At 44.4% G+C, this 13,039-nt stretch carries 11 protein-coding genes; 9 read left to right on the top strand and 2 right to left on the bottom strand.

All coding sequences use genetic code 11. The features are described 5' to 3' along the window. Positions 1-322 precede the first annotated feature (322 nt). From AC2CG4_RS17825 to xthA, 5 genes are all read left to right on the top strand, one after another. On the top strand, positions 323-1,399 hold the full coding sequence (locus AC2CG4_RS17825) for a 3-deoxy-7-phosphoheptulonate synthase (protein WP_484487556.1): 1,077 nt from the start codon (positions 323-325) through the stop codon (positions 1,397-1,399). Between the two features lie 234 nt (positions 1,400-1,633). Continuing rightward, positions 1,634-2,032, top strand: a complete 399-nt coding sequence (locus AC2CG4_RS17820; protein ID WP_484487555.1) for a hypothetical protein — start codon at positions 1,634-1,636, stop codon at positions 2,030-2,032. A 163-nt stretch (positions 2,033-2,195) separates the two neighbouring features. Continuing rightward, positions 2,196-3,128, top strand: a complete 933-nt coding sequence (locus AC2CG4_RS17815; RefSeq protein WP_484487554.1) for a diguanylate cyclase — start codon at positions 2,196-2,198, stop codon at positions 3,126-3,128. Between the two features lie 208 nt (positions 3,129-3,336). Then, on the top strand, positions 3,337-5,448 hold the full coding sequence (locus AC2CG4_RS17810) for a carboxy terminal-processing peptidase (protein ID WP_484487553.1): 2,112 nt from the start codon (positions 3,337-3,339) through the stop codon (positions 5,446-5,448). A gap of 85 nt (positions 5,449-5,533) precedes the next feature. Next, complete coding sequence (xthA, locus tag AC2CG4_RS17805) at positions 5,534-6,346, top strand: exodeoxyribonuclease III (protein ID WP_484487552.1); 813 nt, start codon at positions 5,534-5,536, stop codon at positions 6,344-6,346. A 58-nt stretch (positions 6,347-6,404) separates the two neighbouring features. Here the strand turns inward: xthA and AC2CG4_RS17800 are convergent, their stop codons facing one another. After that, on the bottom strand, positions 6,405-7,346 hold the full coding sequence (locus AC2CG4_RS17800) for a LysR family transcriptional regulator (protein WP_484487551.1): 942 nt from the start codon (positions 7,344-7,346) through the stop codon (positions 6,405-6,407). Positions 7,347-7,486: 140 nt separating this feature from the next. Here AC2CG4_RS17800 and AC2CG4_RS17795 point away from each other — a divergent pair, with 140 nt between their 5' ends. Together AC2CG4_RS17795 and AC2CG4_RS17790 are read left to right on the top strand one after the other, a co-directional pair. After that, positions 7,487-8,086: an FMN-dependent NADH-azoreductase gene (locus AC2CG4_RS17795; RefSeq protein ID WP_484487550.1), complete on the top strand. Its 600-nt coding sequence runs from the start codon at positions 7,487-7,489 to the stop codon at positions 8,084-8,086. 46 nt (positions 8,087-8,132) lie between these two features. Continuing rightward, on the top strand, positions 8,133-8,987 hold the full coding sequence (locus tag AC2CG4_RS17790; protein WP_484487549.1) for a pirin family protein: 855 nt from the start codon (positions 8,133-8,135) through the stop codon (positions 8,985-8,987). A gap of 90 nt (positions 8,988-9,077) precedes the next feature. Here the strand turns inward: AC2CG4_RS17790 and AC2CG4_RS17785 are convergent, their stop codons facing one another. Continuing rightward, positions 9,078-10,103, bottom strand: coding sequence for an acetylating acetaldehyde dehydrogenase (locus AC2CG4_RS17785; RefSeq protein WP_484487548.1), 1,026 nt, complete (start codon positions 10,101-10,103; stop codon positions 9,078-9,080). A gap of 569 nt (positions 10,104-10,672) precedes the next feature. Here AC2CG4_RS17785 and AC2CG4_RS17780 point away from each other — a divergent pair. Both AC2CG4_RS17780 and AC2CG4_RS17775 read left to right on the top strand, forming a co-directional pair. After that, complete coding sequence (locus AC2CG4_RS17780; RefSeq protein WP_484487547.1) at positions 10,673-11,923, top strand: hypothetical protein; 1,251 nt, start codon at positions 10,673-10,675, stop codon at positions 11,921-11,923. A gap of 30 nt (positions 11,924-11,953) precedes the next feature. Continuing rightward, on the top strand, positions 11,954-12,982 hold the full coding sequence (locus tag AC2CG4_RS17775; protein ID WP_484487546.1) for a DUF6976 family protein: 1,029 nt from the start codon (positions 11,954-11,956) through the stop codon (positions 12,980-12,982). Positions 12,983-13,039 lie beyond the last annotated feature (57 nt).

Here is a 13,039-nt window from a genome sequence, read left to right as displayed (position 1 = left end):
TTGCCAACCAACAATAAGCCCTATTTGTTACCTATCAGATAAAAAGCTGATCAAACATTGGCCTGAAAAATCCCCAAAACTGCCCAAATAGATACAATATGATCAACTTTAAGAGGATGAGTATTTCAAAAAATGCATTTTTTGGCGGATCAAAAAAAGACTAACCGCAAAAACCTTAAAACAGGAAAACAAAAAACCTAAAATATCGCAACAATATAGTTTATTCTCCCTTATTTAAGCATTTTATTAAAATACCATCCCACTTTTTCAATTATTATAGGTAGAATGAACCACGTTTTTACATTTCTCAGGAAGCAATACCATGACTAACGCCCAAGTCGATGACCTGAATGTGGTCTCGCAAGAACTGTTGATATCCCCAGCAGAACTTAAGAAAAAAATCCCACTCACAGATAAAGCTCGCGATGCGGTCACCCAAGGTCGCGAAGTAGTACGCAATATTCTCGACCGCAAAGATCATCGTATTTTTGTGGTGATTGGACCCTGCTCCATTCACGATGTAGCTGCAGCTAAAGACTACGCCCAACGCCTGAAAAAATTAGCTGACGAAGTAAGCGATACAATCTACGTAGTAATGCGCGTCTATTTTGAAAAACCACGCACAACCGTCGGTTGGAAAGGTTTAATTAACGATCCTTACCTGGATGACTCCTTCAAAATTGAAGAAGGGCTGCATATCGGCCGTCAATTATTGCTGGATATATCAGAAATGGGCTTGCCGACAGCCACTGAAGCGCTCGATCCTATCTCGCCTCAATACCTGCATGATTTAATTAGTTGGTCAGCCATCGGCGCGCGCACAACGGAATCGCAAACCCATCGCGAAATGGCGAGCGGACTTTCTTCTGCTGTAGGCTTCAAAAACGGTACGGACGGTGGCTTGACCGTCGCCATCAATGCACTGCAATCCGTCTCCAAGCCACACCGTTTTCTTGGCATCAATACCGAAGGCCAGGTAGCTATTATTCACACGCGCGGCAATAGTTACGGCCATGTTGTGTTACGTGGCGGCAACGGCAAGCCCAACTATGATTCAGTCAGTGTTGCATTGTGTGAGCAAGAATTGGCTAAAGCAAAAGTGGTCCCCAACATCATGGTTGACTGTAGCCATGCCAATTCCAACAAAAACCACGAGCTTCAAACTCTGGTTATGGAAAATGTGGCCAGCCAAATTGTTGAAGGCAACCAATCTATTATCGGATTGATGGTGGAGAGCAATATAGGCGCAGGCAATCAAAGTATTCCTGCCAACCTATGCGACCTGAAATACGGTGTATCTGTAACCGATGCTTGCATTGATTGGGAGACAACAGAAAGAACCTTGCGCTCAATGCGCGAAACAATCAAAACAGCCTTAGTAAACAGAGCAAAAGCTTAGCGGAAGAATTAACAACCACTCATAACGCATTGATATAAAATAAAAAAGCGACATTTTGTCGCTTTTTTATTTTCAAGATGCGAACCAGACCACCTAACAACTGTTAAATTAATCGACATTTTTCGGGTTAAACTCTAGCCTTTTAACGACGTGACTGTTAGATTCTAACCACTCAGGAAAGCCTGTTGCCGGACGCAAAAAGAAGAATAACCTTACCCAACTGCGGAGCAAGACATGGCACTCACCCAATCAGTTCAACAATTTGTTTCCCGAACGAACGATGCGCACGATTTCGACGTAGCTCAAGCCGTTGAGCGCGGTGAATTCGTTCTTAGCCTCAGCACCATGCTCGGCTGTGACTACATCTTTTTAAGTCATAAGGGTGACCACCACCTACTTGAGCTAAATCGAATCGAAACAACCATTAGGGAGCTGCTGGACATATTGGGCACTCCCCCCCACCAAAGCATGGTGGTGAGCGCCGATGAAAACACCGCTGGTGCATTAACCTTCACTCGCTACGACTACCGCTGGGAAAATCGACAAGTTTCAAATGTCATTCCAACTCGAGTAACCCACGCAGATCAAGCGGATTTTATGCAAATGATGTTTGACTGCAGTACGACCTGCTGACACCATTTATTGATCACCGCCACCACCTAATTTTCCATAAAGCCACAACTGATCCTGTGGCTTTTTTGTCTAATAAATCCTTTTATTTCTTACCACAAAACCGCCGAACCTGTGCTACTTTTAAGCCTATACCACGAATAGACTAATAGACAGAGAAGTACTTATGCGGATCAAACCCAACCTGAGAGAGATCCTGCTGTGCGGGGCGTTAGCCTTAACAGCTGCAATAACGCAACCAATAGCAGCAGAAACGAAAACCGTCACCACCAACATGAAATCCAATGTCCAAACTGATTACATGAACGGTCTACTCAAGTTGGCGCTATCTTACTCAGATAGAAGTTATGTTTTCTCCACTACAAGTGAAGTTTATTCACGTCCACGCGTAATGGAATCCGTTAAATCCGGTGAAATTTCAGTGATGTGGGGAGGGACTTCTGATGAGATGGAACGCGACTTTATCCCCATTAGAATTGATGCCTATCGCGGGCTAATGAATCATCGCTTATTCTTTATTCGCCAAGGCGATCAAGCGCGCTTTGATAGCATCAAAACCCTGGAAGACCTCAAGCAGATACGTCTTGGTCAGGGGAGAAGCTGGCAAGATGCCTCTATTTTGGAAAGCGCAGGGCTCACCGTAGTAAAAACCACTAAAAAACCCGGCCTATACCATATGCTGGATGGCGAACGTTTCGATGCGTTTCCACGAGGAGCCAACGAAGTTTGGACAGAGCTCTCCGCATTTCCAGAATTAAAACTCACTGTCGAAAAAAATCTGGTATTAATTTATCCCTTACCTACCTATTTCTTTGTAAGCCATAAAGATCCCGAATTAGCGAAAGACATTGAACATGGACTTGAATCAGCCATCAAAGATGGTGCATTCAATAAATACTTTTACAGCAGTCCCGAGGTACAGGAAGCGTTAAGCAAGGCTGACTTGGGCAGCCGTCGCGCCATTCGGATCGACAACCCCTATTTACCCAAAGCAACACCCCTAGACCGTAAAGAGTTATGGTTGGATTTAACAGCGACCGCCTCCACCACAGATCGTGGTATCAGCCTTGATAACACTTCATTACCAATTCCTGAATAACAAGGGGAAACTTTTAGTAAATCCCAGAATCCCACTAGTGCATATTAGACCAACTGCAAAACTAGCACCTGCCTTTAAGCGTGCAATTCCGCTATAGTAAGCCCTGTTAACATGGCTCTTCATAGTAGCGGGCGCGCAGGTCACACTGCTTGAAACTGCCGCATATTGACGCGCCCAGATACGCGCTTTGACTTTTTGAGACCCCCCTATGCAAATTGTTGTTGAAAGATCGCTAAAACTCGCACTGTTTAGCCTTGTTATCAGCCTGTCCTCTCTGAGCATGGCTGACAAAATAGCAGCCCTCAAGCCCACCTCCGAACAAAGTAAAGCCGCGATTGATCTGGTACATAAGCTGGGCGGCGAACACTATCGCGATCAAGAATTTAACGATGCGCTCTCCTCCCGCTACTTTGATGAATACTTAAAGTCTCTGGATAGCGCCAAAAACTTCTTTATCCAATCAGATATAGCGGAGTTCGAAAAATATCGCAAAACGTTTGACGACGATTACAAAAAGGGCAAGCTCAATAACAGCTTTGCCATTTTCAATCGCTTTAACGAACGAATGATTGCTCGTCTCGAAAAAGTCGTAAAAACTCTGGACGATCCCAAAACCAAATTCGATTTTGATGTAGAAGAGTCGATAGTACTTGACCGTAAAAAGGCATCCTGGCCCGCGAATCAAGCAGAAGCCGATAAACTCTGGCAACAATATATAAAATCCAATTTGCTCAACTCTATGTTATCGGGCAAAAAACTCGATGAAAGTAAAACCACACTGCGCAAGCGGTACGCCAATCAATTGCGCCGCATCAAACAACAAACGAGTGAAGAAGCATTTAGTGTGATGATGAACACGCTCACCATGCTTTATGATCCACATACCAATTACCTATCGCCCGAAAATGCCGAGAACTTTGACATCAGCATGTCGCTTGAATTACAAGGCATTGGCGCAGTATTGCAAAGCGACGAAGACTACACAAAGGTAAGTAGCTTGGTGTTCGGCGGACCGGCACAAAAACAAGGCCAACTAAAACCCAACGATAAAATTGTCTCGATTGCACAGGGAATCGACGGAGAATTTGTCGATGTGGTTGGCTGGCGCCTTGATGAAGTGGTAAAGCTTATTCGCGGCCCTAAAGGCACTATTGTGCGCCTGGAAGTTATTCCATCTGACCCAACTGCAACCGCCAATAAAAACATCACAATTAAACGCGAGACGGTAAAGCTCGAAGATCAGGCAGCGAAAAAAGCAGTCTTCGAAGTCCAAGATGGCGACAAGACCTTTAAATTGGGCGTCATCGACATACCCACGTTTTATATGAACTTTGAGGCCTATCAAAAAGGTGATCCCAACTATAAAAGTACCACTCGGGATGTATTCAACCTGCTCAATGAATTAAACAAAGAAAAAGTGGACGGTATTATTATCGACCTACGTGACAACGGTGGAGGCTCATTGCCCGAAGCGGCCATGTTGACCGACCTGTTTGTCGATCCGGGCCCTGTTGTGCAAATTCGTCAGAGTGACAACACCATTTCACGTAACTACCGCGCCTATCAACCAGCGGTATATCACGCCCCTATCGCGGTATTAATTAATCGTTTAAGCGCTTCAGCCTCCGAAATTTTTGCTGGGGCGATTCAAGACTATGGTCGCGGCATAATTATTGGCTCCACCACCTTTGGTAAAGGCTCGGTACAAAATCTAGTCGAATTAAAACACGGCCGCTTAAAAATCACCGAGGCGAAATTTTATCGCATCTCTGGCGATAGCACCCAGCACCGAGGTGTGATCCCCGATGTCATGCTGCCAAGCCTGTTAGACCCAGATGAGATTGGTGAAAGCAGTTATGATAATGCTCTGCCATGGGATCGCATCCACCCAGCACCACATCAAAATTACTACAACATTAAAAAATATTTACCCTCTATAGAAACTGATCATCAAGAGCGTATGGCGCAAGATCCGGATTTTGTTTTTCTCAATCAACAAAGTGCCATGTTTAAAGAAGCGGCAGCTAAAAAAGAAGTCTCCCTGCGCCTGGCAACTCGTCAGGAAGAGCAAAAACAAATGGAAAAACGTGCTCTGGAAATGGAAAATCAAAAGCGCATCGCAAAGGGTGAAAAACCCTATGCTGACTATGCTGCATTGAAAGCAGCAAATGGGGGCGATGAAGACGAGAACACACCGCCCAAAGAAGCTGACAAAGAAATCAATCCAAAAGAAGATCCTTACCTAATGGAAGCAGGTCATATACTGGCCGATTTTATCGGCCAAATTAAAAAAACCACGAAGAAAGTCGCAACACAATAATTTTTCGCGCCCAATCATTTTGATTACCGCATAAAACACCTGACCAGTAATGCTCAGGTGTTTTTCATTAACGAGTTTATGTCTTATGAAAGCTATTTCATTCAATGCCAACAGCATCAGAATTCGCATGCATCAACTAGAAGCCATGATCGAAAAGCACAACCCGGACTTTATCGGACTACAAGAAACCAAAGTCAACGATCCGGATTTTCCACTCGATGCAATCAACGCGCTGGGTTATCAGGTCGAATATTTTGGCCAAAAAACTCACTATGGTGTGGCGATTCTGTCCAAGCACCCATTCAAAAAAGTCATTAAGGGCTTCGCCAGTGATGATGAAAACGCCCAACGTCGTTTCATCGGCGGTGTATTTGATACCCCTATCGGAGAAGTTACCCTGCTCAATGGGTATTTCCCTCAAGGCGAAAGCCGCGATCACGCGATAAAATTTCCGGCAAAACAAAAATTTTATGCGGATCTCATCAACCACTTGAAAACAAGTGAAGACCCAAACAAACAAGTGATTGTGATGGGCGACATGAATATTTCCCATCAAGATATGGATATTGGCATTGGCGAAGTCAACCGCAAACGCTGGCTCAAAACAGGGAAATGCAGTTTTTTACCGGAAGAGCGCGAATGGTTAAATGAATTATTAGCCTGGGGATTGAAAGACAGCTACCGTGAACAGAATCCTGATAGCAATGAATTGTTTAGCTGGTTTGATTACCGCAGTGGCGGCTTTGAGGATACCCCCAAGCGCGGCCTGCGCATCGATTTAATTTTAATGACGCAGAGTCTATTGGAAAAATGTGTGGCTACAGGTATCGATTACGATATTCGCGGTATGGACAAACCCTCTGATCACTGCCCTATTTGGGCTGAATTTAAACAGTAATCGCCATTCAATTGCCCGCAAAACGGATAAGTTTGCGGGCAATTCCCTACATGATTTTTTAAGCGCTATAACCACACATAGTGGGTAAATGTTCTTTTAAAATCTCCGCCAATCGGCGTGTTGCCGGCCCCGCAAAATCGCGATCCGCAAAGGTCAGGTAAGTCGTCACTTCACGTACCGAACCAATTTCAACGGGTAAATATTTCAAGCGTCCAGCTTCAACATCCTCATGGGTATACGCGTCCGGCAACCAAGCGTAACCTAGCCCTAAACGAATAGCATCCAGAGAAGTCTTAATATGACTTACCGTCCAACGCTGGTCCGCTTCCTGCCAACCCTCGGTATGCCGGCGATATTGCCCTGAGTCGCGCACAATAATTTGGCGATAATGACGCATGTCCTCAGTATTAATTGGCCTCCCCAATAACTGCAGTGGATGATCAGCGCTGGATACACCATGCATCGCCACAGTCACTAACTTTTCCCCCATAAAACCCATTGGCACCCGGCCACCAATGGCTAAATCCACCTGCCGCTGTATGAGGGCATCTTCGGTTCCGCTCAGTACAGATTCAAATACCTCTACGCGGGTATCGGGAAAATCCTTGGCGAAAATCGCCAAACACTGCAACACTCGCGCAGGCGGAATAATAATATCGGCAGCAATTTTCACCAGCGGCTCTACATGAACTGACAAGCATCCCGCCGACTTTTCCAACCGCTCAGCCTGTTCCAATAATTGTTTCGCCCGGCGATACAACAATTCGCCCGCTGGCGACGCCACCGCTTTACGCCCTTGCAATTGAAACACTTTAACGCCCAACGCCGTCTCCAATTGCGAAATAGCATAAGACACGGCTGATTGGCTTTTATTGAGCAACTCAGCCGCCTTGGCATAACCACCCGCATCAATGACAGCAAGCAATGCCCGCCACTGCTCCAAGGTCACCTTGTTTTCAGTAATGCTCACCGTTGTTGGTGAAAATTTTTCCTGGGCCATAACTAATTAATCCAGTAAGTGAACAAACCAATCCAATTATTAGATGATATCCCACCAAATATCGCTATTTATCATTTGTTCGTCAAATCATTTAATGAGCACATGGCAATCAAGCCACCCCAAACGATGAGGATTTCAACATGGCAACTCTCTTACAAATTAATAGCAGTTTATTTGGCGACAATGGCAACTCCAGCGTATTGACACAGGAATTTGTACAACGCTGGAAAGCACAAAATCCAACTGGTGATGTAATCGTACGGGATTTTGCTAAAGAGGAAGTGCCGCATTTGGACGCAGCACGCGTACAAGCATTGTTTAGCCCGGCTGAGAGCCGCACCCCAGCACAACAAGCCGTGCTGGATTACTCAGATAAAATTATCGCGGAAATAGCAGCGGCCGATGTCATTGTGATTGGTGTACCCCTGTACAACTTTGGTGTGCCATCTACGCTCAAAGCTTACTTCGATCATATCGCTCGTGCCGGTGTTACGTTTAAATACACTGAAACTGGCCCAGTCGGCTTACTCAGCAACAAACCCGTATATATCATCGCTACCCGTGGTGGAATTCATAAGGGTCAGCCAAGCGACACCCAAAGCCAGTTTCTCACCAACTTTTTAGGCTTTGTGGGATTGAAAGATGTGCACTTTATTTATGCGGAAGGTCTCAACATGGGCCAAAAAGAGCAAGCCTTTGCCGCAGCAAAAACAGAAATTGAACAAGGTGTAGCTGCATAAACAACGTTTAATTAATGCTTACACATTCAGTACAGGAGTGAATTTTATGCAACGCCAGTTACAGCAAATAGTACAAGGCCGCGACACCAGCGACGGCGCTGGTGTGCGCATCAAACGCAGCCTTGGCCAGCATCAGCATGCTCGCTTCGATCCCTTTTTAATGCTCGATGAGTTTGGCAGTAACAGTGCTGACGATTACATCGCGGGGTTTCCTGCGCATCCACATCGCGGTTTTGAAACAGTAACCTACATGCTCGAAGGCCATATGCTGCATGAAGACCACATGGGCAACAAAGGCCATTTGCGCAACGGCGATGTGCAATGGATGACCGCAGGCCGGGGAATTATTCATTCGGAAATGCCACAGCAAGAGCATGGTGTAATGCGTGGCTTTCAACTGTGGCTGAACTTGCCCGCAGCCGAAAAAATGAAGCCCGCCAGCTACCGCGATATTGCCGCAGCTGACATCCCTATTGCCAACTTGCCGAACGGTGGCAGTATTAAAGTCATCGCCAACAGCGCCTTTGTGAATGGACAAATCATAAGCGGGCCGATTCAGGGTTTAACCACGGAAGCCATTTATTGGGATGTAGAACTTCCCGAGCACATTGAATTCCATCATGCGCTACCAGAAGATCACAATACATTTTTGTATGTGTACGAAGGCGAGATTGCCATCGGTGAAGATAAACGCAAACTCACCAAAGGTAATGCTGGGCTGTTAAGCAAAGGCGATCAATTGAGCGTACAAGCCTTAGGTGCAGACACACGATTTTTGGTAATTTCAGGCAAGCCCTTAAAAGAACCCGTTGTGCAATACGGCCCTTTTGTAATGAATACCAACGATGAGATTGAACAAGCCATTCAAGACTATCGCGCCGGCACTCTTGCAGAAAATTAAACATTTCGTTCACTTACTAAAAGCAGGCAAATTTTGCCTGCTTTTATTGCTGCTAAAAAATAAAATACGATCTTACTATTCAGCAGTGCCTTAGTACTCCAACTGCAAATTGCGATGGTATTGCACAAGCGATCGTTTGGTTTGACGCGACGCCACTACAGCCTGCGCATAGTGTTCAGCCACGGCAATAGCCGCACAATTAATAATATCGAGATTACCTGCATACTTAGGTAAGTAATCTCCTAGCCCCTCAACACTGAAATCAATCCGCACACCGCCATCAATTAACACAGGCGCTGATTCCATTTTATAACCTGGAACATAAGCTTGAATCTGTTGCAGCATTGCCGTTAATGGCTGCCATAATGCATCCAGATCTACTGCATCAGAATAAGCCGTCACACTAGTGAGCATGCGAGTTTCGGGGTTAACCTCATCCACCAATAACTCAACATCAAAATCATTGATACCGGTATATTTTTTCAATCCTGCCTTGGTATTGTGATAATACTCATCCAGATTCGCGAGTGTGCCCGGGCCGATGGAGTTTGGAGACACAATCGATGTGACCGCAATTTTTTGCACATTGGGAATCGCCTTGGCCAACACCTGCGCAACAGGAATAGAAGACTGGCCACCACAAGAAATCATGCTGATGTTTTTGTTTTCCAATACTTCATTCATGCCCAATGCTGGCACACAACACTCACCGATTTGAGACGGGGTCATATCGATTGCAAGAATGCCGAGTTTGTCAAAAACTTGAGCATGCTCGATATGGTTAGCTGCCGATGTCGCATCAAACACTATATCGCAGCGATAGCGGGACTCAAAAAAAGCATTAATGCCTTGGTCTGATACAGGCACACCCAATTCGGCGGCGTAACACATGCCTACCGATTGCAAATTTCTACCCGAGAAGATCACGCAATCCATCCATGGCGAGCGCCGCACTTTCACCAACAAGTCTACCCCGATTTTTCCGGTTCCTATGATTCCAACCCGTAAACGGCCAGACGCAGCCCCATGGTGCTTCCTGTCTACTGCTAAGGTGTTACTATGTGAAAAATTCCGCTGTAAAAAGTCACCACTCAACAACGCTTTAATGAACTGCATAATTTAATCCTTGGCAAATTATCTCATTAACCGATTTACATCTCGGTGATCAACATACAGCCCAAAGATTTCACAATCATTTTTCTATTTAAATAAAAATTATTGTTTTTCGAGAACCACCTCGCATAAAAAAAATAATCAACCACAAAGAAAATATAGTGAGCCAGACTACATCCCCTTACAGCACAAAAAACAAATAAGAAACACGTGTCTGGGTGTGATAAATAGGCGATGCGTAAAAGAACGTTTTTCAACCAAAAAGCAATAAATAAACAAAATGAAATTTTAGGCGACACATTTTTTTGTTAAGCCGAAAAAAGCCTATTAAATAAATAGCGGGATCGTCATAATCCTTCGCCCGTTAACACTTATTAACCCAATAGTTAAACGTGCCACTAAGATAACAATCATATTTAACCAGTGTTAAAACAATTTTAGGCTGACAACTAACAAGTGTTGTTGTTAGCCAATCATTAGTACTAACTAGTGCCAGAAAACGATACTTTGATCTGAGGTTTTGTCGAAGTAATAGATAAATTTTTGACAACTGACAGCCAAAGGAGCATCAAGTGGTTAAACAACCAAAATATTATTTTGAGGCCATTTTGGGAATCAATGCGCCTTGGTCAATACAAGATGTGAATGTTGATGAAAAGAATAAGATAATCCAAATAACACTTTCACATCATACAGAAAAGGCTCGCTTTTCGTTTTTTTCAAAAGGTAGCGAAGCAGAAAATAATAAAATAGTGGATGCAGGTTTAAGCAAACGCTGGTTGCATAGCCGCATCGGCTATTACAACTGTCACATAGTCTCATCTGCTTATGACCCGAATATCTCCAGCGCCGGAATTAGCAGGGCTGCCCTCTTACAACCTAACTTTCTTGGCGATCCAAATCGCAATTACACCCATCAATTACGCCAGGAGGTAGCGCTCGCCTACCTTCGCAATCTTTCACCTGATGCGATTGCCAACATATTGCGCATCGACCAAGCGATCGTTGATGATATTTTAAGTGATATTGAAAAAACCCCAGAGTCCTATCGTCTGGCCACTTGTTTACCCTGTGAATCAGACCCCATCTGGGAGAATATGATTTACGACAAATTTCATTTAAAAACCCAGTTGTTTCCTTTGAAGCTAATGCTATCAAAGCTAAAGCTCAGCATGATTGATCCAAAAGTTGATGTTAAATTGTCGGATTCAGTGAATGAGTTACGTAAATTTTTCATCTCACATATCAATGCACTAGATTCAGAAGTGAGCCAAATAACTGCGCTCTCTATGAAAAAGCAATCTGTTGAAGAAAGGCGGAATGTCACTACAAAATTAGTTTTGCCCGCACTCAAAAATGGCATCTGGTTAAAAGTAATTACCGGAAAAATTGATCTTAGCTCGACCAATATGCCACTGAACTTGTTTTTAGTGCGCTTGCGCCATGCGTTTCAGCATACCGACGACAACAATGTCCGCGTATCTGCACTTAATTCCCTGCGTGAATTTTTTCGCAAAAATGCCCGCAGCTTGAAAAAAGAACTGGTATTGATTAATCAGTTAATGAATGCACCAGAAGAAGCACAATATTCCCTGCCTGACGAGCGCAGTGAAATCTGGAAACGCATATTAAAAGACGACACTTTCATCCCAAGTTCACACATTGCTTATAAGCTTTTACTGTCTAATCTGCGCTCACAAATATTGATGAACCCAGATCCAGTAGTCGAACTCAACGCGGTAAGACGAGTCAGAGACTTTATCAAACATAACCAGCGCTTTATGCAACAAGAACTGCGCATGGTTTTAAGTAATAGCCGCTAAATATTCACAGTATCGATCAGGAGATCTTGCATGGCACAAGACGCCGACATCAGCATTCGCAGTGCGCTCATTAACCGCGATCAGCTTATTGAAAAAATTAACAAAGGCGAATATTTGGTTATCGCTGCCGATGAATCAGTATTAACTGACTTACCCTCAGGCAATTGGATTGCAGGAACCATCCCCTACTTCATGACCACCGAAGGCGGGACGGTTAACCGTGAGAAAATTTTCGTCAATACCATAGAAGGTGTACAACCGAGCAATGCACCGCGCATTACGCTCTACGATGGAAACTCTATTTCACGTATCGCGCAAGAGGCGCCAGAACACGGTTTTACCATTGTTATTTTGCCTGCAATGTCAGAGGTGCATTCATCTTATGCGCAAAATGCCCCCGACTACCCCAATATGTATTTCTCACCCACCATTGGTTGGATCTCTGGCGTCCATCTTGATGATATAGGCAGTCGCTCCGCCAAAGTCGGTTTTGGCCCTGCGCGAGGAATGCTCTTCGACCAACAAGCAGTTGCAATGCATATTCCATTGCCGACTAATCAATTAGCTAATATCAATATCGTCAATTTGTTTACTCAAGGCGATGGCCCCGAGATTAAGTTTAAAAACACTGGCTTTAGCGTGAGTGATTGCACCATTAACGGTGAAGAGACAAATCTTGCCGACTACATTAAATATTCCAAAATCGATACGCGCCTACCATTAGTCGCCAATTATTCGGGGGTGATGATTAATGTCAGTATTCAGCAAGTAGATGAAAGTGATAACAAGGTAGATCTTTACGCCCCTGTATTTGCCGACATCAGCTACCGCTTTGCAAAACCAGTTGAAAATTACATCGAGAGCTTCAATAAAGAACTTTCCGCATCAACGAGCGAGGGAATTTCTTTCTCTTGCAACTGTATTCTGAATTATCTCTATTCTGAATTGGAAGGAAAAAAGACGCGCGATTTAACCGGGCCAATTACCTTTGGTGAAGTAGCTTATCAGCTATTAAATCAGACACTGGTTTATCTCAGCATCAGTGGTGGCTCCCGCTAAAACCAAAACAAACAAAAAAGGCGGATGCATACACATCCGCCTTTTTTGTTACACTCT

The sequence above is a fragment of the Cellvibrio sp. ATLC23 genome, from assembly GCF_057196725.1.
This window is presented reverse-complemented; position numbering and strand designations above follow the sequence as displayed.

What these genes read in the sequence shown, in the direction of transcription:
- AC2CG4_RS17820 (WP_484487555.1), top strand. Translation starts at nt 1,634, where the DNA reads ATGGCACTCACCCAATCAGTTCAACAATTTGTTTCCCGAACGAACGAT.
- AC2CG4_RS17815 (WP_484487554.1), top strand. Translation starts at nt 2,196, where the DNA reads ATGCGGATCAAACCCAACCTGAGAGAGATCCTGCTGTGCGGGGCGTTA.
- AC2CG4_RS17810 (WP_484487553.1), top strand. Translation starts at nt 3,337, where the DNA reads ATGCAAATTGTTGTTGAAAGATCGCTAAAACTCGCACTGTTTAGCCTT.
- AC2CG4_RS17785 (WP_484487548.1), bottom strand. Translation starts at nt 10,103, where the DNA reads ATGCAGTTCATTAAAGCGTTGTTGAGTGGTGACTTTTTACAGCGGAAT.
- AC2CG4_RS17775 (WP_484487546.1), top strand. Translation starts at nt 11,954, where the DNA reads ATGGCACAAGACGCCGACATCAGCATTCGCAGTGCGCTCATTAACCGC.
- AC2CG4_RS17795 (WP_484487550.1), top strand. Translation starts at nt 7,487, where the DNA reads ATGGCAACTCTCTTACAAATTAATAGCAGTTTATTTGGCGACAATGGC.
- xthA (WP_484487552.1), top strand. Translation starts at nt 5,534, where the DNA reads ATGAAAGCTATTTCATTCAATGCCAACAGCATCAGAATTCGCATGCAT.
- AC2CG4_RS17825 (WP_484487556.1), top strand. Translation starts at nt 323, where the DNA reads ATGACTAACGCCCAAGTCGATGACCTGAATGTGGTCTCGCAAGAACTG.
- AC2CG4_RS17800 (WP_484487551.1), bottom strand. Translation starts at nt 7,346, where the DNA reads ATGGCCCAGGAAAAATTTTCACCAACAACGGTGAGCATTACTGAAAAC.
- AC2CG4_RS17790 (WP_484487549.1), top strand. Translation starts at nt 8,133, where the DNA reads ATGCAACGCCAGTTACAGCAAATAGTACAAGGCCGCGACACCAGCGAC.